33 protein-coding genes and 1 pseudogene are annotated in these 18,769 nt (G+C 59.0%); 4 read left to right on the top strand and 30 right to left on the bottom strand.

Going from position 1 to position 18,769, the window contains the following annotated elements:
• From EN879_RS00810 to EN879_RS00765, 10 genes and pseudogenes are all read right to left on the bottom strand, one after another.
• A pseudogene (locus EN879_RS00810) lies at nt 1–341 on the bottom strand (hypothetical protein); the annotation flags it as partial.
• Nucleotides 342–462: 121 nt separating this feature from the next.
• Nucleotides 463–1,575 carry an AAA family ATPase gene (locus tag EN879_RS00805; RefSeq protein ID WP_063168471.1) on the bottom strand — a complete coding sequence of 371 codons (1,113 nt, stop codon included), beginning with the start codon at nt 1,573–1,575 and terminating at the stop codon, nt 463–465.
• Nucleotides 1,575–2,255, bottom strand: coding sequence for a hypothetical protein (locus tag EN879_RS00800; protein WP_063168470.1), 681 nt, complete (start codon nt 2,253–2,255; stop codon nt 1,575–1,577). Before EN879_RS00800 ends, EN879_RS00805 begins: the two co-directional genes overlap by 1 nt.
• Nucleotides 2,248–2,640 carry a hypothetical protein gene (locus tag EN879_RS00795; protein WP_181172676.1) on the bottom strand — a complete coding sequence of 131 codons (393 nt, stop codon included), beginning with the start codon at nt 2,638–2,640 and terminating at the stop codon, nt 2,248–2,250. The genes EN879_RS00800 and EN879_RS00795 overlap by 8 nt, the downstream gene beginning before the upstream one ends.
• A complete protein-coding gene (locus EN879_RS00790) occupies nt 2,633–2,896 on the bottom strand; it encodes a hypothetical protein (RefSeq protein ID WP_063168468.1) in 264 nt (87 codons plus the stop codon). The genes EN879_RS00795 and EN879_RS00790 overlap by 8 nt, the downstream gene beginning before the upstream one ends.
• Nucleotides 2,893–3,612, bottom strand: coding sequence for a hypothetical protein (locus EN879_RS00785; protein WP_063168467.1), 720 nt, complete (start codon nt 3,610–3,612; stop codon nt 2,893–2,895). The genes EN879_RS00790 and EN879_RS00785 overlap by 4 nt, the downstream gene beginning before the upstream one ends.
• The gene (locus tag EN879_RS00780) at nt 3,612–3,959 is read right to left on the bottom strand and encodes a hypothetical protein (RefSeq protein ID WP_063168466.1); all 348 of its coding nucleotides are present in this window, start codon (nt 3,957–3,959) and stop codon (nt 3,612–3,614) included. Before EN879_RS00780 ends, EN879_RS00785 begins: the two co-directional genes overlap by 1 nt.
• The gene (locus tag EN879_RS00775) at nt 3,956–4,498 is read right to left on the bottom strand and encodes a DUF1643 domain-containing protein (RefSeq protein ID WP_063168465.1); all 543 of its coding nucleotides are present in this window, start codon (nt 4,496–4,498) and stop codon (nt 3,956–3,958) included. Before EN879_RS00775 ends, EN879_RS00780 begins: the two co-directional genes overlap by 4 nt.
• Nucleotides 4,495–4,935 carry a hypothetical protein gene (locus tag EN879_RS00770; RefSeq protein WP_063168464.1) on the bottom strand — a complete coding sequence of 147 codons (441 nt, stop codon included), beginning with the start codon at nt 4,933–4,935 and terminating at the stop codon, nt 4,495–4,497. Before EN879_RS00770 ends, EN879_RS00775 begins: the two co-directional genes overlap by 4 nt.
• Nucleotides 4,928–5,164: a hypothetical protein gene (locus EN879_RS00765; RefSeq protein WP_063168463.1), complete on the bottom strand. Its 237-nt coding sequence runs from the start codon at nt 5,162–5,164 to the stop codon at nt 4,928–4,930. The genes EN879_RS00770 and EN879_RS00765 overlap by 8 nt, the downstream gene beginning before the upstream one ends.
• Nucleotides 5,165–5,207: 43 nt before the next feature.
• Between EN879_RS00765 and EN879_RS38800 the strand changes: the two genes are divergently transcribed.
• On the top strand, nt 5,208–5,585 hold the full coding sequence (locus tag EN879_RS38800) for a hypothetical protein (protein ID WP_063168462.1): 378 nt from the start codon (nt 5,208–5,210) through the stop codon (nt 5,583–5,585).
• Here EN879_RS38800 and ssb read toward each other — a convergent pair.
• From ssb to EN879_RS00670, 20 genes are all read right to left on the bottom strand, one after another.
• Entirely contained in the window at nt 5,582–6,094 is a 513-nt protein-coding gene (gene ssb / locus EN879_RS00755; protein WP_342030142.1) for a single-stranded DNA-binding protein, read from the bottom strand. The genes EN879_RS38800 and ssb overlap by 4 nt on opposite strands.
• A 116-nt stretch (nt 6,095–6,210) precedes the next feature.
• Nucleotides 6,211–6,381, bottom strand: coding sequence for a hypothetical protein (locus tag EN879_RS38795; protein WP_164774291.1), 171 nt, complete (start codon nt 6,379–6,381; stop codon nt 6,211–6,213).
• Between the two features lie 4 nt (nt 6,382–6,385).
• Nucleotides 6,386–6,988, bottom strand: a complete 603-nt coding sequence (locus EN879_RS00750; protein WP_127224490.1) for a hypothetical protein — start codon at nt 6,986–6,988, stop codon at nt 6,386–6,388.
• 14 nt (nt 6,989–7,002) lie between these two features.
• On the bottom strand, nt 7,003–7,470 hold the full coding sequence (locus tag EN879_RS00745) for a DUF5662 family protein (protein ID WP_063168459.1): 468 nt from the start codon (nt 7,468–7,470) through the stop codon (nt 7,003–7,005).
• 2 nt (nt 7,471–7,472) lie between these two features.
• Nucleotides 7,473–8,591 (bottom strand): DNA polymerase III subunit beta, encoded by a 1,119-nt coding sequence (gene dnaN / locus EN879_RS00740; protein ID WP_063168458.1) that lies wholly within the window; start codon nt 8,589–8,591, stop codon nt 7,473–7,475.
• Nucleotides 8,588–9,508, bottom strand: coding sequence for a 3'-5' exonuclease (locus EN879_RS00735; RefSeq protein WP_063168457.1), 921 nt, complete (start codon nt 9,506–9,508; stop codon nt 8,588–8,590). Before EN879_RS00735 ends, dnaN begins: the two co-directional genes overlap by 4 nt.
• Nucleotides 9,505–10,764: a hypothetical protein gene (locus tag EN879_RS00730; protein ID WP_063168456.1), complete on the bottom strand. Its 1,260-nt coding sequence runs from the start codon at nt 10,762–10,764 to the stop codon at nt 9,505–9,507. Before EN879_RS00730 ends, EN879_RS00735 begins: the two co-directional genes overlap by 4 nt.
• Entirely contained in the window at nt 10,761–11,699 is a 939-nt protein-coding gene (locus EN879_RS00725; protein WP_063168455.1) for a PD-(D/E)XK nuclease-like domain-containing protein, read from the bottom strand. The genes EN879_RS00730 and EN879_RS00725 overlap by 4 nt, the downstream gene beginning before the upstream one ends.
• On the bottom strand, nt 11,696–12,433 hold the full coding sequence (locus tag EN879_RS00720) for a hypothetical protein (RefSeq protein ID WP_063168454.1): 738 nt from the start codon (nt 12,431–12,433) through the stop codon (nt 11,696–11,698). The genes EN879_RS00725 and EN879_RS00720 overlap by 4 nt, the downstream gene beginning before the upstream one ends.
• Before the next feature lie 139 nt (nt 12,434–12,572).
• Nucleotides 12,573–13,892 carry an AAA family ATPase gene (locus EN879_RS00715; RefSeq protein ID WP_063168453.1) on the bottom strand — a complete coding sequence of 440 codons (1,320 nt, stop codon included), beginning with the start codon at nt 13,890–13,892 and terminating at the stop codon, nt 12,573–12,575.
• Nucleotide 13,893: 1 nt separating this feature from the next.
• Nucleotides 13,894–14,097: a hypothetical protein gene (locus tag EN879_RS00710; RefSeq protein ID WP_063168452.1), complete on the bottom strand. Its 204-nt coding sequence runs from the start codon at nt 14,095–14,097 to the stop codon at nt 13,894–13,896.
• A complete protein-coding gene (locus EN879_RS38790) occupies nt 14,094–14,264 on the bottom strand; it encodes a hypothetical protein (protein ID WP_158515797.1) in 171 nt (56 codons plus the stop codon). Before EN879_RS38790 ends, EN879_RS00710 begins: the two co-directional genes overlap by 4 nt.
• Nucleotides 14,261–14,452 (bottom strand): hypothetical protein, encoded by a 192-nt coding sequence (locus tag EN879_RS00705; protein WP_127224384.1) that lies wholly within the window; start codon nt 14,450–14,452, stop codon nt 14,261–14,263. The genes EN879_RS38790 and EN879_RS00705 overlap by 4 nt, the downstream gene beginning before the upstream one ends.
• Nucleotides 14,440–14,643, bottom strand: a complete 204-nt coding sequence (locus EN879_RS00700) for a hypothetical protein (protein WP_063168450.1) — start codon at nt 14,641–14,643, stop codon at nt 14,440–14,442. The genes EN879_RS00705 and EN879_RS00700 overlap by 13 nt, the downstream gene beginning before the upstream one ends.
• Nucleotides 14,640–14,912, bottom strand: coding sequence for a hypothetical protein (locus EN879_RS00695; protein ID WP_127224383.1), 273 nt, complete (start codon nt 14,910–14,912; stop codon nt 14,640–14,642). The genes EN879_RS00700 and EN879_RS00695 overlap by 4 nt, the downstream gene beginning before the upstream one ends.
• A gap of 139 nt (nt 14,913–15,051) precedes the next feature.
• On the bottom strand, nt 15,052–15,267 hold the full coding sequence (locus EN879_RS00690) for a hypothetical protein (protein ID WP_063168448.1): 216 nt from the start codon (nt 15,265–15,267) through the stop codon (nt 15,052–15,054).
• On the bottom strand, nt 15,254–15,430 hold the full coding sequence (locus tag EN879_RS38785; RefSeq protein ID WP_158515796.1) for a hypothetical protein: 177 nt from the start codon (nt 15,428–15,430) through the stop codon (nt 15,254–15,256). Before EN879_RS38785 ends, EN879_RS00690 begins: the two co-directional genes overlap by 14 nt.
• The gene (locus tag EN879_RS00685; RefSeq protein WP_063168447.1) at nt 15,427–15,810 is read right to left on the bottom strand and encodes a ProQ/FinO family protein; all 384 of its coding nucleotides are present in this window, start codon (nt 15,808–15,810) and stop codon (nt 15,427–15,429) included. The genes EN879_RS38785 and EN879_RS00685 overlap by 4 nt, the downstream gene beginning before the upstream one ends.
• 987 nt (nt 15,811–16,797) lie before the next feature.
• The gene (locus tag EN879_RS00675; RefSeq protein WP_127224382.1) at nt 16,798–17,331 is read right to left on the bottom strand and encodes a hypothetical protein; all 534 of its coding nucleotides are present in this window, start codon (nt 17,329–17,331) and stop codon (nt 16,798–16,800) included.
• On the bottom strand, nt 17,291–17,653 hold the full coding sequence (locus EN879_RS00670; RefSeq protein ID WP_127224381.1) for a helix-turn-helix transcriptional regulator: 363 nt from the start codon (nt 17,651–17,653) through the stop codon (nt 17,291–17,293). The genes EN879_RS00675 and EN879_RS00670 overlap by 41 nt, the downstream gene beginning before the upstream one ends.
• 74 nt (nt 17,654–17,727) lie before the next feature.
• Between EN879_RS00670 and EN879_RS00665 the strand changes: the two genes are divergently transcribed.
• The 3 genes from EN879_RS00665 to EN879_RS00655 all read left to right on the top strand — a co-directional run bounded on the left by EN879_RS00665 (nt 17,728) and on the right by EN879_RS00655 (nt 18,746).
• Nucleotides 17,728–17,958, top strand: coding sequence for a helix-turn-helix transcriptional regulator (locus EN879_RS00665; protein ID WP_063168444.1), 231 nt, complete (start codon nt 17,728–17,730; stop codon nt 17,956–17,958).
• On the top strand, nt 17,955–18,188 hold the full coding sequence (locus EN879_RS00660; RefSeq protein WP_063168443.1) for a hypothetical protein: 234 nt from the start codon (nt 17,955–17,957) through the stop codon (nt 18,186–18,188). The genes EN879_RS00665 and EN879_RS00660 overlap by 4 nt, the downstream gene beginning before the upstream one ends.
• A gap of 153 nt (nt 18,189–18,341) precedes the next feature.
• Nucleotides 18,342–18,746, top strand: coding sequence for a hypothetical protein (locus EN879_RS00655; protein ID WP_063168442.1), 405 nt, complete (start codon nt 18,342–18,344; stop codon nt 18,744–18,746).
• The last annotated feature ends 23 nt before the right edge of the window (nt 18,747–18,769 follow it).

Below are 18,769 nucleotides of genomic sequence, written 5' to 3'. Positions count from 1 at the left end.
TCCCAGTTCCGCTTGGCCTGCGCATCGATCATCTCGCCGAGCATGTTGATGCGGTATTGCGGCATCGTGCCGGCGGCGAAGCGCCTGTCGATCAGCCGGGATAGGCTGTTGTCCCGGCGCCTCAGTGCCTTGAACCGATCGGTAATCTGCTTCGGTAACTGTTTCCAGCATCGGCGGCAGATGATGTCTGCCGAGTCGCCGCACTTGTCCCTCGGCGCCGTGCGTCCGCAACGTGGATTGACGCAGCAGATCCTATCTCCAGTCATATCCATTCCCTCCCGCACGATGCCGCCAGCGCCAGGCAGGTTGCCCTGCGCAGTTCTCCGATCAGCGGTTTCCATTCCCGATGGGTTGACCGCTTTCTCTCCATCTCGCTCAGGATCGCGTCGCGCCGCCGTTCAGCCGCGGCGGCCTCACGGCGCCGGACCTGTTCCTCGGCGAAATCGAAGAGAGATGGCTGGTTCACATCACCACCGTGATCTTCTCAGCGGCGCGCGTCAGTCCGGTGTAGAGCCACCTGGACCGGCTGTCCGCAAAGGCTCGGCTTTCATCAAAGAGACACACGGTGTCCCACTGTGAGCCCTGCGCCTTGTGCACGGTCAGCGCGTAGCCGTAGTCGAATTGCTGAGTGCCGCGCAGTTCCTGCCAATTGACCTCGTTCAGCCGGCCTTCAAAGCATTCCTTGCGGGCTTTGACCTTTACCGGTGTCGTCATCTCGAAGTCGATCGATGTGACATCCATGGCGACGCAATGGTCTTCGATATGGCCAGCGCGGCGCTTTGCGACGTACAGGGTCGTCCACAGCCCGCCGTTGAAGAGACCCATGTTGCGGTCATTTTTCAGGCAGACGAGACGGTCGCCTTTCTCCGGCAACGCCTGCTTTCTCCCGAGTATCTCCCGCATGCGCTGATTGTAGCCGGCCCTCGTCTTGTTCAGGCCGACGAGAACCTGATCAGCCTTCATGACGTGGTCCTGCACCAGATAGGAGCGTTTGATGACTTCGCTTGTGCCGTAGGCGCCATATTTGAGTTGGCCGCCTTCGCGGACGATCGTGGCCATTTGAATGATCGGGCTCTCGGCCGCCTGCCGATGGATCTCCGTCAGCATGACGTCTGGGTCGCATTCGGTGAAGAATCCAGCGCCGGGAGAGACTGGTGGCAACTGGGCCGGGTCGCCGAGGACCAGGACCGGGATGCCGAAGGAAAGGATTTCCTGGCCGATATCCTGATCGACCATCGAGCACTCGTCGATGACCAAGAGCGCGACGCCTTCGAACTCGCTCTTGTGGCGGAGGATGAACTTGGTCGCGCCCGTGGTCTTGTTGACGTCGACGGCATAGATCGTGGAATGGATGGTGCTGGCGTTCAGGCAACCGTTCTTCCGCATCATCATGGCGGCCTTGCCGGTATAGGCCGCATAGAGAACGCGACCTTTCAGCCCTTCGGCAAAGTGCCGGGCGAGCGTGGTCTTGCCGGTGCCGGCGTACCCGAAGACGCGGAACACCTGCTTTTCCTTCGCCTTGTGCCAGGCGCTGACGGCGTCGATCGCGTCGGCTTGCTGCGGGGAGAACTGCATCAGGCCGCCACGTCCTGCTCGAACAGGCCCATCTCGGCGAACCTGAAATAGAGCGCCTTCATGGTGACGAGATCCGACCACGCATCCCGCAGCCCTTCATGCGCCGGCTGGCCGAGAATGATCGATCCGGCCTCGTCCAGAGACGGCCATTTGAAATCGCCCAGGCCGCCTTCGAACTCGCTCGGTAGCTTGCACAGTTGCTGCGCATAGGGCTTTTGCAGGTCGATGAACTCGATCAGCGGCCGGTTGAGCCATAGCCGGTCATAGGCGTCCGATTTCTTGCCGCTCGCCAGCGCGAACCGGGCGAAAAGGCTGGCCACCACCATGCGGTCCATGTCGCCGAATGTGACGACCTTAATGTGACTGTCGAGCGGCGCCGTCTTGAGCATGTCGCTGAGCGCGCCCAGGACTCGGGGCTCGGGTATGCCGACCTGCGAACTCGCGCGCGCCGAAATGCCGTGCACCTTCTCGGCGTTCTCCTTGATCGTGCGGCCGTCGGATTTGACCATGTGAGCGAAATGGTTCGTGATCAGGCCCGACCGATTGCAGAGCGCCGCCGCGATCTCGGGGCACCATGGTTGGGCCGAGTCGTCGATGGAGATGTCTTTGCGGTAAAGGCCGCTCGTCTCCAGTTTGAGAAAGAGGATCTCGGGTGCTGACAGGTTGCGGGGCTCAGTCATCGTAATCGTCCCCATAGTCGTCACGGTCATCGTCGTAGGCGTCCAGTTCGGCGCGCGCCTCGTCATTGACGCGCTTGATGCAGGCGTCGCAAACCTCATACACCCGTCCCGACATGCCTTCCTCGTAATCGCGCTGCGGTCGCAGGTGAGGCTTGTGCTGCTTGCACCAATCGCAGGCGCCGGAATGGTCGGCGTTCTTCATGTACTCACGGTGCTCATCCAAGCACTCTTGGCACATGTCGTTGCGCTCACTGCCAAAACTGTCCGTCTCCCCCTGTATCCGAGCAACGGCAGGGCGATCGGGATGGTCGTCGCACATCGTCCCATCGGGAAAGTCATGAGACGAGCCAGGCAAAGATGAAGTCGGTCCGGTGACGTCAGCCATTGGCGTCATCCCGAAGGGCTTTGAGTTCAGCGCGCGCGTCGCGAGCCTCTTGGAGATAGCGGTTGTTCGCCTCGAGCAGATCCTGCACGCGCCGCTTGTTCCCTGCTTCCATGGCGGCGCCGACTGCGGCGCACATCATCCGGTACTCATCGGCATTGTCGCGCTTCAGTTCGGCCACGTAGTTGTCATCAGTTCGCTCGTTGATGACCCTCATGAAGGCGAGCAGTGCGGCGTCGAGGTGTTCCTGTTCGGTCATGGCTTCACCTTGTCGATGTTCTGGTGGATGACGTGCGACCAACTGGTGACGCAGACCCACGGGTTGGTGTCCCAGGAGCCGACGCCGTTGATGCTCTCCCAGAGAGAGCGATAGGACAGCACGGCGTTCTCGTCATGGTAAGGCACGACGCTGTGCGGATGATCCTTGCGATAGTCCTTCCAGCCGAACTGGCCGACGTGATCGGGGATCTTGCCTTCGTATGGTATGCGCTCGATGCCTTCCGCAATGGTGCCGGCCTGGGTGATGTCGTGCAGCTGCTCGACGCGCACGCCGGTCACCGGCAGCGTCATGCGGGAGAACCTCTTGAACATATGCATGGGGCGCGCTTTGTCGCGCTGCCATTCCGCCGGCCAGCTATGGTCGAACGACGGTTTGGCATCCGCAGAATACAGGAGGTATTTCTTGTATCCCGGGCCTGCGGACATCGCTTCGATCTCCTCGCGGACATAGAGGCGATCGCCGACGGCATGAGGCAGGAAGGGTGAAAGTTGCCTGGTGATGTCGTCCCAGTTGTCGGCACCGACATGGCCTTTCCAGCACCAGTGCCGATACTCACTGTCATGCAGTCGCTTGCCCTTCCAGTCGTAGACCTGGAGGTGCGCGGGCTGAGGATTCAACACTCGACGGGTTTGTGTCTTGGTGCCGGCGAGCAGGGCTCGCACCATAGGCGCGCTGAAAGGAATTGGCCGATCCATCAGCGGTTCCACCACGGTGTCTGCGGCTCCGACCAAGTCGAGCCATAGGAGTTGACGACGGACGATGGCTGCTCGACACGGCCGAACGTTCTGTAGACCGGCTGGACTGGCAACGGGTCGCTCTCGTTGGCGCGCGTGATGTAGCCTTCGAGGCGCGCGACCTCGAGACTTTTGGTCATTAGTTCAGTCTTCAAGTCGGCGACGGCGGAGCTTTGCCGATCGCGTTCTTGCAAGGCCACTTTCATGGTGGCTTCACTGGTGGCCGCTTTCTGTTGCAGTAAGCGCTTCTCATCGTTGATGGTCGCAACCCGGAGTTCGAGATCGGCCTTCGTCACTTTCTTGCTCATCGGGTTCTCCATGTGATCGGTTGCTGGTCTCTTGGAATGCGATGCAGTCCGCGAGCCATCGGATGCTTGGGCGCACCGCTCCGTGTCGTGCCAAGGCAGATCAGTTCGACGCCGAGATTGAGCGCTCGCTCGATGAACCAGAATGATGGATCCTGACCATCGTTGCCCCATGCGGCGAGCATCTTGCCGCCGTGGTTGTGCGCATAAAGGATTGCCGCGTGAACACTGTTGAGGTTGTAGGGGCCGACTGGGTCTTCCGCCTTAAACATCACGGCTGGCGACGAGGAGCGGAAGGCATAGAGATTGACGATCAATAGGCCGCCGTAGCCCCACAGCTTCGCAAAATGGATCAGCGCCAGGATTGTCGGATCATTCTTCTGATGGTCTGCCGTGCTTGGGTTGAGCATGCAGACGACCAGCATTGGAAGGTCGGCATTCCATACGCGCCGGAGCTCGTAGCGATAGATGTTGTCCCAGCCGCCGAAGACGGCCGTCATCTGCATGTCGTCGAACAGACTGGGTTGCGCCAGCGCGTTCATGCGACCGCCCTCCAATTGGGGAATGGGATTTCCTGCTCGCGAGGCCACCAAGCGTAGCGCCATCCCTGGAAGCCCTTCACTGGCCCCGGAATGGTGACAGCCACCGCATCGCCGCGCCGGCAGATGCACCATTGGTCAACCCCGTGATATGGCGGAGAAGCATCGAGATCGGCTGCGTCCATGTAGACGCCGCGGACGCCGTCGGAGCCGTCCTTCAGATCGAAGCTGAGTCCGCGCAGCGCAGTGACCGGCGCATACCCGCGTAGCCGGCCATGGGCGACCACATAGAGGCGATCGCCGACGTTGATTGGCGGGCGTGAGCGGGACGTCAGATACCAGCCCCATTCGGTGCCTGACCATGCGGCCCCGACTGGGTCGCCTTCAGCGATCCATTCTTCCCAGAAGGTCTTGGGGCAGGTAACGACCAGATCAGACATTGGCCACCGGCGGATGGATTATATCGCCGTCGGCATCCATGAGCGGATTGGCCGGCCAGCCATGGGCGCGGATATTGAGCGAGCGCAGTCTCCGGTTATAGGCTTTGAAGGCGAGGGAGAACGGCGTCGTCAAAACGGCCTGCACGGTCCAACAAACCGGCCAGATCCCCCATGCGAGGAAGAAGGTGACCGCCGGATGCGCGCCGGCGAAGGTGAAGAAGTCGTTCATATCATCCTGCCTTTTTCTTTCCCTCGAGTTCCGGGAACAACGCATGGAGCCGATGGTGGCACTTCGGACAGAGCCAGACGACTTCCAGCGGTTTGGTGTAATCTCTGTGATGAGCGTGAACCTCATCGTCTCCGCAAAATTCGCACGGTTGTTTGAAGAGTCTGCCGTCGCGCACCGCATTGCTAACGGCGGTCTGCGCCTTATAGGCAACCGGGTTCTCTTCTCGCCAAGCCATCGTTATTTTCCTCGCCTTGGCTTTCCGGTCTGGGCGCTTGGCACGATTGCGATCATATTCCTGCACCGCCGGGTTTGTTCTTGCGCGCTCTCGCACGCGGCGCTTGACACACTCTTTGCAGGTGCTGTGTTTGTCGTAGAAATCATCGACGATCTTATCCTCGGAACAGTTCCTGCAGATCATTAGAACGGCACTTCGTCGCCCAATCCGCCACCACCAAAGCCGCCGCCGGATGAACCGCCACCTCCGGACGATCCGCCGCCGCGCGACGACTGGCCTCCACCAGAGTTGCCGCCACCGCCACCGCGATCATCCTGGCGCTCGCTGCGGCCACCGTCGCCATCATTCTTGGCGCCGAGCAGGTACAATTCCCCATTGAATGGCGCGATGACGACTTCAGTCATGTACTTGTCGTTGCCGGCTTGGTCCTGCCATTTTCGGGTTTGCAGTTCCCCGAAGATGCCGACCAGGCTTCCCTTCCTCACGTACTTCTCGACGATGCCGACCGTGCCCTGATTGCGGACGGCAATGTTGTGCCACTCGGTTCGCTCCTTGCGCTCGCCGGATTGCTTGTCCTTCCAGGACTGGCTCGTAGCGATGGAGAAATTCGCCACCTTGTCGCCGTTGTTGAAGGATTTGATCTCGGGATCTTTGCCGACGTGGCCAACGATCAAGACCTTGTTGATACCACCCATCAAACACCCGCTTTCTTGTTCAGCGCGGCATTAACTTCGTTTGCCGTCGCATTTCGATCTTCAGTCACATAGGCGTCGACGATGGTCGTGCACTTGCCGCAGAGACACATGTCGCCCTAGACGGATGACATCCCGCCCTCGCGCGGCGTGCCGGCGCGCACGGTCTCCATGGCCATGTCGTGCAGGGACGCGCCTTTCGGAATTGCCTCCGCCGGGTCCATGTCGAATGTCATGGCGCCGACGCAGCCGTCGCACCGGAAGTGAGCTCGGATTGAGGAGAGAGTCATCTGCTCAACATCCGCACGAAAAGTAGATGGCGCGCTTGGTGATTTTCTGACCGGTGACGACCTCGACGTGATCCCAGAATTCAGGCGGGATTTTGCCATGAGCGTCTTGGCCGTTGAAGTGCAGGTAGTCGTCATCCCAACTTTCTGCACCATCGCCGACTGCGGCGGCCATGACAGCCTCGTAGCCAGGGCAATCAGAGTTTTTCACAAACTCGCGGAGCCATGCTTCAGAAGTTTCCTTGTTCGGCGGCGCGGGCGCAACGTAGTGTTCGTCAGCGTCTGCGTGAAACGTCGCCTCTTCCGGGAATGATGGATGGCTCCAGACGTGCCGTAGCGACGTGATGGTGCGCGGAAGGACGACGAACCAGAAGCGCTGGCCGGACTGAACAAGACCGCCTAGGAACGGGTCAACTATACCGGTGGCGTCATGGCGCGCCGGGACAGCGCAGCCCTTCTCGATTTTGACGCGCTCGCCCGGGCGAAGCCTGACACCGGCCACGACCGGCTCAACAGCAAGGTGGATGGCGTCTCGTCCGCTGTTGTCGGGGATGGGGTGCGTTCCGAGTGTTTCAAGGGCGTCGGTTGCCACGGTGTGCTTGTTGGCCATTTTCGCATCCTTTGTCATTTCACAGCCCACCCCAGGTCTGCGGCCGTGTTCCTGAGAATGTCTGCCAGCATCGGATCGATCTTGTACTTGTCGATCGAGTAGGAGAGGTTCATCGGCTCCCCGGCGTCTCGATCGACATTGGCTGCTCGCCAATCGCAAAACATTTCCACGAGACTCATCAGCGTCATGCCGGAGATGCCGCGCTCCAAGTGGAATTCTGGATGGTGGTCGTTATTCGCGTGATGGTGCGTGATCATCTCGCCGAGCATCGCCGTCCGCCGGCGCGCCTCATCAGTCCCATGCGGCGCCGGCCCGTCTCGTTCGATGATGGTCATCAGTTCATCCAGCGGACCTTTCTCGGTCGGTGTAAACTTCGACATGTCATGGAATTCCGCGCGGACATCCATGAGGTGGCAGAAATGATGAATGGCCTTGCGGACGTGTCCGATGTGCCTGTTCGTGCTTTCTGTTGAATCGGCCATGGTTACACACGCATCGGCATGAGAACGTACAGCGAGGCCGGATCCTTGTCTGTCGTGATGACCGTTGGGCTGCCGGCGTCGGTCAGGCTCATGCGGACTTCGCCGGCGCCAATGACGCTGCATATGTCACTGAGGTATTTGGCGTTGAAACCGATCTCGAGTTTGGCGCCGGAGTAGCCAATGTCGATGTCTTCTTCCGCCGACCCGTGGTCGGGATTGTTGACCGCCAGGCTCAGCTTGGTTTCCTCGAACGTGAGCTTGACCGCGCGGCCGCGCTCATTGGAGATGGTAGTGACGCGGTCCGCGGAAGCCGACAGCGCTTTGGAGTCGACCGTGGCGATCGTATTGGTCAAAGCTGGGATGACGCGGCGATAGTCAGGGAAACTGCCATCAATGAGTTTGCTCGTGAGCACCGTGGTTCCCGACATCACCCGGATTTTGTTCTCACTCACCTCGATCTTGACCGCTTCGGCGCCGGCGCTCTTGGCCAGCGTAATGATCTCGCCGACGGTCTTGCGCGGAACAATGATTGGCGGGAAGTTCTCGACGTCGCCGCTCGGCTCACGGAAAGACTTGGCCAGCCGATGCCCGTCGGTTGCCACGAAGGTGATGGCGCCAGGGTGTTCGCTGTCGTGATTGAAATGCACGCCATTGAGGTAATAGCGGGTTTCCTCCGTCGAGATGGCGAACTGAACCTTGGACAGCGCCTCAAGCAGGACGTCACCGGCGAATTCAATGGTGTGCGAATAGTTGCCGTTCGACATCACGGGATAGTCCGTCTCAGGCAGGGTCTGCAGCCTGAACTTCGACCGGCCGGCGCCGACGCTGGCAACCTGGCCATCCTTCTCGCTCTCGAAGGTGACTTCGGCGCCCGGGGCCATCTTGCGCAAGATATCGCCGAGCAGTCGGCCGGGCACGGAGGTCGCACCGGGGCTTGTCACATCTGCCTTGAATTCCAGAGATATCTCCAGATCAAGATCGGTCGATTTCAGCGTGACGGTATCGCCCCTTGCGGCGATGACCACATTGCTGAGGATCGGAATCGTGTTCCGGGATTCTATGATTTTCCCTGCGACGCTCATTGCGTCAGCGAAGGCCTTCGCGGCTGCGGTGAATTTCATAGCGGAAACATCTCCTGGGTCTCGTATGCCGCCACAGGCGGCAGTTCCTGGGCCGGTGGCGTCTCGGGCAGGCTGTTGGCTTTGAACTGCCTGTTGAGGTCGACGCGCTCGTTCTCAAGCCGCTGGTCGACCTCTCGGCGCTCCATCTCGCGACGGACGGTGAAGACGACGTCCTCGCCGAAATCCTTCTTTAAGATCCACGTTAGCATGGACCATTCAACGTCCTTCCACGGCGTTCCCTTGCCGCCGTTGTAGTAGGTGTCGCCAATCTTGCAGGTTGGGATCGGCGCCGGGTTGTTGGTGAATTTCACCAGCTGCTCGATGGCGTGGCCGGCGTTCAGCATGTCTCGCACGGTATGCGCCGTGACGTAGGAGTCCGGCTGCGCCCGATGCGGTGGCATGCACAGTTCGCGGTCGATGCCCTCCGGCCGCAGGTAATAGCGCAGGCCGTTGTTCTTGAATGTCGGTGAGTCAGGATAGAGGTTGAGGGCGCACCGGTAGGTATCGATCCACGGAGCCTTGCCGGTGATCTCCTCGCTCAACCATTTGCGCTCGAATTCAGCCCCATGGGCGGCGTAGGCGACGACGTCGACATCGAAGACCAGCGGGTGAACCTCGCGCCACACCGGCGCGCCGACGACGTCGCAATCCATGATGTGGTGGACCGCCATTGTCTCGGCCGGAATGGGCTGCAGGGGATTGACCAAGTATCCCTTCCCTGGTCGCACCTCCCATTGCGTCGGCTCGCCAAACAAATCGGTCCGGGTCGCGACGACGTCGGTGTATCCGATCTCCACGATGCCGTTCGGCTCGGGCTCGGAGAACAGTGTTTCCAGATCGACGACCCGCACCGTAGGTGGCGACTCGACTGGAGGGTTGGTCATCTCGGATGGGTTGAAGGTGTCGTGCGCGGTCATAGGTCAGATGATCCTGAAAATGAGGTGTCGATGTCGGCATGGATTTCGTCGAGCAGGCCGTCGGCATCGGTGTCGCCCTTGGCGCGCGCCATCTGCTTGTCATAGATCGACTTGGCCAGCGCACGGTCGACGCCGCCCTTCGGTGCGCCGCCGTTGTCCTGCCAGAACATGGCGGAGGCCTTGTCGACATTGGCCTCTGTCTGCATGCGGGCGAGACTCGACGCGTACTTTTTGAACAGTTCGGCGGGAAGGCGCTGGATGGCGCCCTCGCTCTTCCCGCCGTCATCGCTCTTGCTCCGGTCATCGGAACCCTGCGATGAATTGGTGGAGCGGCTGTCATCAACCGGGGATGAGTTTCCGCCGCTCCGGCCAGCATCGTCAGATGCCGGCTTTGCTGAGGCCGCTTTCGCAGATGACGACGTGGTCTTTTCCGTAACCGCCGCTGTGCGCTGTACCTCAGTTTTCAGAATCTCTCCGGTCTTCGGGTCGATCGTCTCCATGGCGACCTGGCCGGAGTTGGTCAGTTGCTTCACGTTGTCGGGATTGAAGCCGTCGGCCGATTGCCTGCCGCCGAAGCGCTCGTTGAGCGATGGAGTGATATCCCGCGCAAGCTGTGCCTGGCGCTCCATGCCGATCTCATAGAGTTCATCATCACCAAGAACGCCCATGATGGCACCGGGTTTGTAGACCCGTGGCCATTCGCGACTTCCGCGGTAGACCAGCATCTTGGTATAGGTGGCCGGCCGCCAAGGTGAACCGTTACCGGTCGTCTTCCACTCAGCGACCGACCCATCCATGATCTTGAAGCGCGGGTGGCGGTAGCCTGGCTTCAGTTCCGCGATGATGTCATCTGGGAGGGGCTCGTCGCAAAGATAGATGTGGTGCTGCTCGCTCCGCGGATCGCCGGTGAAGTAGTGGTGGAGTTTGATGTGGAACAGCGATTCGAGGACGGCCGCAATCACCTTGCCTTCGAACCCGAGCCGGCCGTGGACGATGGCGGCGCAGGCGAGCAAAGCAAATGGTGAGATGTTCCAGCGGTCCGCTTGTTCGACAACGGCAAACACGTTGGCGACAATTACGTCGCGAGGCAGATCGGTCTTCTTGTTTGCCGGCCCTTCAGTGCGAAGGCTTTCCGGAACCAGACTCGATGATGCAATGCGCTCCGTGAGCGTCCAAAGGTATTCCAAGCGGGTAGGATCAATCGCGGCCGAAGGCCGGTACGTCTCGCCCTCTGGCTGGCGGGTAATCTCGTTCAAGCTGCTAACTCCTGCTCTATGAGGGCAAGGCGCCGCTCAGCCTGTGTTCTCGACCACGGCGTGCGCCGCACGAATCCGCCGTCGCCAGAAAGGTTCTTCGGGCCAGGCCAGTACCCGGTGTCCAGCGCCTTCCTAAACAGGCGCAGCGCTGCATGGTTCTCGGCGGTGCCGGCGTCGATCTCTTTCGGGTCGACGGTGTCGATGCGCACGCAATGCGGACGCTTCTGTTCGACGTAGACGAGATAGAAGTTTTCCATCTGTCGGCGCAGAACGACGCTCATGGCCTCGTTCACGAGGGCGGCCTGTTGGTGATACCCTCTTTCCCCGAGAGCGCGCGAGATGCCATCGTCGGTGATGTCCGAAACGCATTTCAAATCAGCGGCATCGGAATCGTTGGGAACCGCATCCGGCCGGCTCTTCAGCCATATCCCAGTTTCAGGATCCTGCCAGAACAGCGAGAGCTCGACCATGCCGTTGAGGATGCCGCCCTGCACCGGCGGCTCAGCGGCCAGCGTCTTCGACATGCCCTTGATGTACTCGAGTTGCTCTGGCTTGAGGACTGTCAGTCCTTCCAGCGCACGCTCAGCCAGCCACTGCTTGCAAGTCGCGTTGTTCCCATTCCAAGCGCGACCGTCCGGCGCCTCAGTAGGGCGTATGACGAAGAAGTTGGAGAAGTCGGCTTCTCCAAGCAGCAAAAAGTGCGCTGCACGGCCCAAGATGGTGGCCTCGGTGTCCTGGAATTCCTGCCGGTCAGGGTTTAGCGGCGACTTATCCCAGTAGTGGGCTAAGCTCTCATTGAAGATGGTGCGCAATCCACTGGAACTGATCGATGGCCCGTCCGTCGGCTGACCGTGATAAAATTCCATAGGCACATTTTTATATGCGCCAGACTCGGTGATCTTGGTGCCAGGAACGTATTCACGTATCTCAGTCATGTCCGTTCCCTCATAGGCTGCGTTAGTGCGCGCTCCACCGACCAACCGCGGCGGAGGCGCTTATTAATCTCATTTGAGGAGATGCCGACCGCTGAAGCCCACTCGTGGCTAGTTTTGGTCTCACCGCGAAATTCTATCCGCCGAACTACACGCGTATTCTTCGCTTGCTCAGGTCGGGTAGCCCAGGCCACATTGCCAGGCTCATAGTTGCCGTCATTTTCTTTGCGCTCGATAGAGTGCTTTGACGAGAGGCGCATACCTAGATCGGTGATGAAGCATTCGAAGCCACCGCGCTCACCATCTCCATGCAACCACCTGTCGCAAACCTTTATGCCGCGACCGCCATAATCGCTAAAGCGCTTTACCCTTGGGTTTAGACACCTGTTTTTCATGCCTGCCCAAATTCGCCATTCCCGAGTATGGGAGAGACCATGCGTCGTTCTGATTTCTCGGTTTTTGTCGACAAGCAGACACCCGCAGCTACGCGTGACTTCCGTTGAGACGAGATAGCCCTTAGTGATGATTTCGTTCCCGCATTCGCATGCAAACACAAACGCATGATCCGATCCCATTCGACCGGCATACGAAGCAGCAGTGAGCCGATTGAATTTCCGCCCAGTTATATCTTTGAAGAGTGGGTGAATGGGCTTCTGTTCGATCACCAGTTTCCCACGCTTGCGCCTGTCGCGCCGCGTTTGACTATCGAACAGTTCCATGATGGCGGCAGAACTCATGCTCACTCGTCAGCATCCTTCTTGATGACGCGGATGAAGCCAACACCGGACGTTCGCCAAAAGCGTCTATACCGAAGATGAAACCAGACGCGACCGACCTGGGCCTCCCACGCAGTCGCTCCCTTGAAGCAGACGAACGTCATTCTGCGGCCTCCAGCGCTTGCTCCTGGCGAATGGACCCATCTTCTATGACAATCGCAGTCGGCCGCGTGCTATCAACCGTCTCGACGAATACCTGGAGGTCATGCTCGATCGCGAACTGCTCAAGCAGCGCCCACGACTTCTTGTCGAGAAGGCTGCCGTCCTTGATGATGGCGACCTTCAGTTTCGGGCTCATTGCCGCGGCGATCGCGACAGAAACCCGGATCTTCTCCGCCTGCGATGCCTGATCGAGTGGCTGACCATTGAACAGCACCATGTCATCGCCGAATTCCAGCCCATCAACCGGCATCTTGGCCTTCCGGACGGCTTCCGCCTTCTCCTTTTTGCGGGCGTCCATAGCGGCGGTGAGGGCGATGCTCTCGGCTTCGGCGGCGTCAGCCTTCTTGGTCAGATCAGCGCGTTCGATCTTTCGGGTGACGTGGACATTGATCGTCCGTGCCGCGTTGATCTTGGCGGTGATCGCCGACTGGTCGATGGGCGTCGGCAACGCACCAGCCTTGGCCAAGCGAGTTTTTTGTTCCGAGATCCAGCCTTCATCGACGGTGATGCTCTCCTCGATGGCTGATATCTGCTGCTTTAGTTCGTCGATTTTTGCGTGGGAGCGCCCGACGCCATCTGCGCGCTGATCAATGTCTCGTTGAAGAGACTGCCTGTTTGCCTTGCGCTTTTCGATGTCAGAGTTGTGCGCGCCGGCGCTTTGCAGTTCCTCCACGAGAGCGGACTCATCGATCGGTTCATCCGGTGTGTCTGCTGGCACGATGATGCCGCCGACGCGAGCTCGCAGATCCTTCGCCGACCGGTTGACGTCGGTCCTAGTCTCGAAGTCCTCGCGGTTCTTCTTGTCGATCGCGTTGAAGTCGAAATCGGGAACGAACCTTTTCAGGATCTCGGCTTGTTCCTTTGCATCCATGCGGGTGAAAGCAAGGGGGTCGAACGCAAAGGCGCCCAGCCAGCCGGTCATCATATTCTGGGGGGATGGGAACCTGGCCCCGTCGGCGCTTTCAATGATCAGGGACTCGGCCTGCCTGCCGTTCTTGTCGGTCCAGAATTTGCGGACGATCCGTATCTGCGCCGTGCCGATTCCGTCAACGTGAATTTCAATCGTCGCCTCTTCCGCGCCATCTCGGATAGGCTTCCAAGCGATCTCTTTCTTTCCGCCCATGGTCGCGAGCGCACTCAGCGTGCTTGTCTTGCCGGCGCCGTTTGCCCCGGTTATCTCATTCAGCCCACCCTTTGGGTTGAACTCGACGTTCTCGACGCGCATGTAGTTGTTGATGCGCAGGTAGGAGATGGGCATGTCAGTATCCGGTCCGAATGTTTGAGTGCGTCATCACGATGCCGGCGCCAGCGTCGCAACGCTTCGGCTCGACTACAGCAAGGTGGGGTTGGGTCAGATCGCAGTAGCGGCGGCGCGCTGCGAGAATGAACGCGCGGTCCGTGTCGAACTTCTCGATCTCTTCGAGGGCGGCTAGAACGCGGCGCTTGGCTTCGGCGCCGATCATACCGGCCAGCCCATGAGCTTACCGTAGGCGTGCACACCGAGGCAGAGAGCAAGCACAGCTGGACATAACTTCGCAGCGATGAGCGCGAACGTATCGTTTGCCTTGACCGTGCCGGAAAGAACCGCCAGATTGATCGCAGCGGCGCCTTCAACAATGATGTCGATCATGCTGCCTTCTCCACATATTCAAGGCTGCCGGGATGGCAGGGTATGGCCTCGTCGGCGCCGTCGAAGAGCACATAGACATGCGTTGCGTCGCTGCCCGGCTGGACAACCACGAAGCCCTGCTTTTGAGTCTCGTCATGCACGACTCGGCGGCCGATCTGCTTCGGGTATGGCTGGTTCAATCCGCGCACGCCGATTTCCTCCTCATGCGATTTTGATAGGTCATCAGCACTTTGCGGGCGGCGGCGTCCTTCAGTCGTGACGCCAGTCCCATGGCGATGCGGATATGGAAGAGGGCGGCATAGCGATTGCCACCATGGTGAAAGCTGACCGCCTCGGCGGCGTGCGCCATCATGTCTTCGCGAGCGAGGCAGCGGATCATGCCGCCACCCCGCTACTTGCCTTCAGTCTGTCGATCAGTTCCGCTTCCGTCAGGGTCGAGAATCCGTCCGCGCCACCGTTGGCCTGGATCTCGTCGTTCACCCGATCGCAGAAGGCGGTGCAGGTGCAAAGCTCGCCGCAGATCTCGTATTGCGCGACGCTCTTGCGGCGCTCGATCTCGTCGACATATTTCTTGGTGGAGATGATGTTGGCTTCGGCCCAGGCTCGCAACTGGACGATCGGATATTGGGCGAGGGGATTGTGGCTCATGATTGCCGCCTCAATCTTGCATGGCAAGGAAGGCAGGCGCTCCATGTTTTCCAGCGCTCGGCCTCCGCTTCTGTTTCGAAGTCGCGATACAGTTGCGGCGACGGCGGGACGCAGAGGGAATACAATGTGACCCGCCACATCATGGCTTCTGCCTTTCGGCGAGCATGGCGTCGGCCTGCATGTACGAATTGAAGGCGAACATTTTCATTCGGTCGACGTTGCTCATCCGAACAAACCGAATGTCGTCTGTCAGGCTCCATGAGGCCAACAGTCCGGCCAGCGCTTGACCAGCGAACCAGTCGCGCAGAGCAGCGACGAATTCTTCTTCGGTGGTAAATTGTTCACGCGTCGGCATGCTTTTCCGCCTCCGCGATCGCCGTATTCAACCGATCGATCTCGACCTGGCATTCGCCCTGGCATGCACGCAGGCGCTGGTAATTGTCGTGAAAGCTGCAGTGCTCGTAGGCCTTCTTCGCCTCGGCAAGTTCGTCATTGAGGGCGGCGAGCGTCTTGTTCACGGCCGAGCTTCCTCGGTGACGATCTGCCGGCTCGCATGCCGCTGGTGGTATTGCTTCTGGCGTTCGGCCTCACGAGCTCGTGCATAGGCCTCGGAAGCGGCCGACACATTGCCGGCCGGCTTTCCGTCCAGATCGACGCGGACGGCGCCGGTGACCATGGCCTTGGTGTATTTCGGGCCGGAGCAGTAATCGCTGATCGCCCGCTTGACGACCTTCCGCGGAATATCCTTGACCAGCGCCAGGACTTCCTTGGCGATTCCGATTTTGAGAGGTTTCTTCTCCGGCTCGCCCTTGCGCATGAAAGCTGCAGGGAACCGCTTCGCCAGTTGCTCACGGGCGGGAAGGATGTGCTCGCGATAGGAATAGAAGGGCTTCGACATGATGGTCCCCTTTGTGCGAGGCGCCGACGGCGCTAGTTTGAGTGATGAGGTGGTGTGCCGTCGCCCCGTTGGGGTTCGTTCGGCCGTTCATTCCAAAGCGCCCAGGCTTCGGTAGTGCCATCAGCAAGAGGACCGTCAGCGCCGCAGTTGTGGCAGTTGACGTGGAACTGTCTGGTTTTTCCGGTTCCGAAGTTTCGCACGGCGAGGTCCAAGGAACGGCAGAAGGGGCATGACATGTTGATTGAGGTGATCACGCTGTCCTCCTTTGTGGGAGGGGCTGGCATTCGCGCCAGCCCGTTGACGATGTGCCGAATTCGGGTGGTCAGATCTTCGTCACGAGGGCACCTCCGGAGTGAGAGTCGATTCCGATTTAATGGGCTTTCAATGCCCTCTAATATGCATATCACATAAATTCAGTCAACAGGAAAAATGGTAAATCCATATTTTCTGGTTGACGATATGCAGAACGCTCGGCATGTTGAGCGTGCAAGAATTTATAAAAATCGAAAATGTTGGCTGTTCCGCTCAGGCGAGAAGGCCAAAAAGAAAGGCCCCGATGGGAGATCCCAAGGGGGCCAAAGACTGGATGAATTCGGTTCGTGGCCAAAATCCAGTGATTCGGTGTAGCCGAACTCACTTGGTATTACAATCATGAAACGAGGGCATCATCGCAGCGACCAGGTGCAATCCCTGGCCGGATAAGCTGCGGGCGCGGGGTTAGATCATCCTGCGGCGCCACCGGGATTTGCAGGGCTTGATTTGCCGCAAGGTAAATCTGGGGGCTCTAGTCGGCTCGTCCTGAGTTGCAGAGTTTTCCAAGACCCCCGAGCTCCGTAGCTAAGGCTATGGGGTTAGGGGGTCTTTGGAGGATAGCCGGCTGAACCTGTTTGCAGAACGAAAACATAAGGGTAGTAAGAAAGATTGCCTCAAGGAAATGAAAGAAGGCGCGAGCACCTTCGTCTCCGAGGTCTGGTGGCGAATATCTTTTCAGTGAGCGGCTGACTTATCCACAGATTTCAGCTTGATCACGAAGCTTTCCACCTCATCTGGCGACATCCGCACGCAGAAAGGAGAGTGCTCGGCGAATTGGTATATTACCACGCGGTCGCGGGTTTCCTTGTCCAGTATGACTTCCGTGGTCGAAGGTCTGAGTGCCGTCGCGCATAGCTCAAGCATCTTTTCCACGCCCTTATCCACCCTCATCCTTTGCCGGTAAATCATAAGCTGCGCGGCGTAGCGCACCTCATGGTATAGCATCCCCATTAGCGAAAAAGGCACCGACACCGTAATATTTTCTTTACCTTCATATTTTGCTTTAAAATCGGCCACATCCCCCTCCATGGAAACAAATGCCTCACATGACTGGAATTGTTGGGTTTCTGATACTTCAGTCATCCCAGAATCCGACCACAGGCCAGCACCGAGCGCCACACCCATTTTAAGCTTACCCCCTTTGTTTCCCCTCGATTTATTTACGTGATCACTTTCGGCTTCTTTGGACTGCCCTGTCAACAATGCCATCGAGATAATCAAAGACTTCGATCAGGTCGTCCGGCTCGAGAAGTTTCAGTTTTTCTTTTGTGTGATCAGGTATCGAAAGGTCAGGACCACCCCCGGGTCCGCGGCCGACGTTACTCCAAAGCCATGACTCATCCACCTTGAAGGCCCTAGCGTAGTCAGTCAGCCAGTTCTGATAGCCGGTTCGCCCGGTCTCGTGTTGATTGTAGGTCGGCACCTTCCAGCCGAAAAATTCGGCGGCGGCCTTTGCGGTCTTGAAGCCGCGGGCGATCCTCGCCTGCTGCAGGCGTTGAGATCTGTCGGGTCGGTCATCAAACTTTTTCATAAAATACATCTTACTTGCTAACGATATGCGTTTCGCCTCTTGACTGTGAATATGTGATATGCATATTACGGATTATGAGCGAAACGAATTCACCTCTCGACATGAAGGCGCTGCGAAAGCGCCTTAAGTGGAACCAGGGCCGACTGGCCCGTTTCTTGGGTGTTCATCAGTCGACGGTTTCCAACATGGAGCGCGTCGGCAATCCGCCGAAAGGCGCTGTGCTCATTTCTCTCCAGGTTCTTTCAGATGCGGCTGACGCCGGCACGGCCGATGCGCTGTGCCCTGAGCTTGCGGTCGCAGAATGACCAACGCCTTCGCCATGAACGGCATTTGCCGCCCCGCTGGCGCGGTGACGGCTACCTCTGGTCTTCTGCGTTCGGATTCATTCTCTGCGGTGAGCGAGAATCGCGGATCCGACAATTCCGGCGCGGCATGCGTTGGCTCGCGCGCTTTCTACTCGGTTGGCCGGCTGGCGATCGCTGTTGCGATTTCCTTCGGCCTTCATCAACCAGTTGGGGCGGCGATCCGCCCATGAATTTGTCTGCTCTCCATCTCGGACAAGTATCAGCCTGCAAGCAATTCCTTGTTCTGGTCTCGAGAGCATTTTCGTTCTTCCTTTTTCCCAGCGGCCCGGGGTTATGGGGTGGGCCGTTCTTCGATGGTGTTCAACGTATCGGAGGAAATGAACATGCGCGTGCCCTTTTCGGGCAAGGCTTCCGCAATGTCTGATGTGGCAACTGCGAGCAGCCTCGTCCAAAACACCTGGCAGGTTCGCCAGGGCAGAAACGCAAAGAGCTGCATTGGAGCCGCTTTCGAAGCTGTCAAGCGAATCGAACGCAGGCTGCCGATCGACGTTCTGCGCGATCGACCGCGGCAGTGGACTGAGCGGCGCGTCCAGACGATCTGGAAGAAACAGGCGCGACGGATCGACAATTACGAAATGCTGGATCTCGAACAGGCAGCCTTAGAAGCTGCTCGGGGGGAATTTGATGCCTCAATCAAAAGGGCTGCTCGACTGGCGGCGTTTATTTCCGCTCATGCGGAGACTGAAGGTGGCGAACTGGTTTCAAAACTGCGGGAACTCGTTGGCTGAATGGATCGCACCGGAACTGCCAA

Origin of the sequence: Mesorhizobium sp. M7A.F.Ca.AU.002.02.1.1 (assembly GCF_003998535.1) — a bacterium.
GTDB classification, from domain to species: Bacteria; Pseudomonadota; Alphaproteobacteria; order Rhizobiales; family Rhizobiaceae; genus Mesorhizobium; species Mesorhizobium ciceri.
This window is presented reverse-complemented; position numbering and strand designations above follow the sequence as displayed.

Bases quoted from the DNA above. Each gene is read 5' to 3' on its own strand.
- EN879_RS38795 (WP_164774291.1), bottom strand. From the start codon at position 6,381: ATGACTCTCTCCTCAATCCGAGCTCACTTCCGGTGCGACGGCTGCGTC.
- EN879_RS00735 (WP_063168457.1), bottom strand. From the start codon at position 9,508: ATGACCGCGCACGACACCTTCAACCCATCCGAGATGACCAACCCTCCA.
- EN879_RS00710 (WP_063168452.1), bottom strand. From the start codon at position 14,097: ATGATCGGCGCCGAAGCCAAGCGCCGCGTTCTAGCCGCCCTCGAAGAG.
- EN879_RS00750 (WP_127224490.1), bottom strand. From the start codon at position 6,988: ATGGCCAACAAGCACACCGTGGCAACCGACGCCCTTGAAACACTCGGA.
- EN879_RS00665 (WP_063168444.1), top strand. From the start codon at position 17,728: ATGAGCGAAACGAATTCACCTCTCGACATGAAGGCGCTGCGAAAGCGC.
- EN879_RS00795 (WP_181172676.1), bottom strand. From the start codon at position 2,640: ATGGCTGACGTCACCGGACCGACTTCATCTTTGCCTGGCTCGTCTCAT.
- EN879_RS00655 (WP_063168442.1), top strand. From the start codon at position 18,342: ATGCGCGTGCCCTTTTCGGGCAAGGCTTCCGCAATGTCTGATGTGGCA.
- EN879_RS00745 (WP_063168459.1), bottom strand. From the start codon at position 7,470: ATGGCCGATTCAACAGAAAGCACGAACAGGCACATCGGACACGTCCGC.
- ssb (WP_342030142.1), bottom strand. From the start codon at position 6,094: ATGGGTGGTATCAACAAGGTCTTGATCGTTGGCCACGTCGGCAAAGAT.
- EN879_RS00770 (WP_063168464.1), bottom strand. From the start codon at position 4,935: ATGTCTGATCTGGTCGTTACCTGCCCCAAGACCTTCTGGGAAGAATGG.
- EN879_RS00660 (WP_063168443.1), top strand. From the start codon at position 17,955: ATGACCAACGCCTTCGCCATGAACGGCATTTGCCGCCCCGCTGGCGCG.
- EN879_RS00685 (WP_063168447.1), bottom strand. From the start codon at position 15,810: ATGTCGAAGCCCTTCTATTCCTATCGCGAGCACATCCTTCCCGCCCGT.
- EN879_RS00720 (WP_063168454.1), bottom strand. From the start codon at position 12,433: ATGAGTTCTGCCGCCATCATGGAACTGTTCGATAGTCAAACGCGGCGC.
- EN879_RS00790 (WP_063168468.1), bottom strand. From the start codon at position 2,896: ATGACCGAACAGGAACACCTCGACGCCGCACTGCTCGCCTTCATGAGG.
- EN879_RS00785 (WP_063168467.1), bottom strand. From the start codon at position 3,612: ATGGATCGGCCAATTCCTTTCAGCGCGCCTATGGTGCGAGCCCTGCTC.
- EN879_RS00675 (WP_127224382.1), bottom strand. From the start codon at position 17,331: ATGGCATTGTTGACAGGGCAGTCCAAAGAAGCCGAAAGTGATCACGTA.
- EN879_RS00765 (WP_063168463.1), bottom strand. From the start codon at position 5,164: ATGAACGACTTCTTCACCTTCGCCGGCGCGCATCCGGCGGTCACCTTC.
- EN879_RS00780 (WP_063168466.1), bottom strand. From the start codon at position 3,959: ATGAGCAAGAAAGTGACGAAGGCCGATCTCGAACTCCGGGTTGCGACC.
- EN879_RS00800 (WP_063168470.1), bottom strand. From the start codon at position 2,255: ATGACTGAGCCCCGCAACCTGTCAGCACCCGAGATCCTCTTTCTCAAA.
- EN879_RS38800 (WP_063168462.1), top strand. From the start codon at position 5,208: ATGGAGCCGATGGTGGCACTTCGGACAGAGCCAGACGACTTCCAGCGG.
- EN879_RS00695 (WP_127224383.1), bottom strand. From the start codon at position 14,912: ATGAGCCACAATCCCCTCGCCCAATATCCGATCGTCCAGTTGCGAGCC.
- EN879_RS00700 (WP_063168450.1), bottom strand. From the start codon at position 14,643: ATGATCCGCTGCCTCGCTCGCGAAGACATGATGGCGCACGCCGCCGAG.
- EN879_RS00715 (WP_063168453.1), bottom strand. From the start codon at position 13,892: ATGCCCATCTCCTACCTGCGCATCAACAACTACATGCGCGTCGAGAAC.
- EN879_RS00725 (WP_063168455.1), bottom strand. From the start codon at position 11,699: ATGACTGAGATACGTGAATACGTTCCTGGCACCAAGATCACCGAGTCT.
- EN879_RS00670 (WP_127224381.1), bottom strand. From the start codon at position 17,653: ATGAAAAAGTTTGATGACCGACCCGACAGATCTCAACGCCTGCAGCAG.
- EN879_RS00805 (WP_063168471.1), bottom strand. From the start codon at position 1,575: ATGCAGTTCTCCCCGCAGCAAGCCGACGCGATCGACGCCGTCAGCGCC.
- EN879_RS00690 (WP_063168448.1), bottom strand. From the start codon at position 15,267: ATGCCGACGCGTGAACAATTTACCACCGAAGAAGAATTCGTCGCTGCT.
- EN879_RS38790 (WP_158515797.1), bottom strand. From the start codon at position 14,264: ATGATCGACATCATTGTTGAAGGCGCCGCTGCGATCAATCTGGCGGTT.
- EN879_RS00775 (WP_063168465.1), bottom strand. From the start codon at position 4,498: ATGAACGCGCTGGCGCAACCCAGTCTGTTCGACGACATGCAGATGACG.
- dnaN (WP_063168458.1), bottom strand. From the start codon at position 8,591: ATGAAATTCACCGCAGCCGCGAAGGCCTTCGCTGACGCAATGAGCGTC.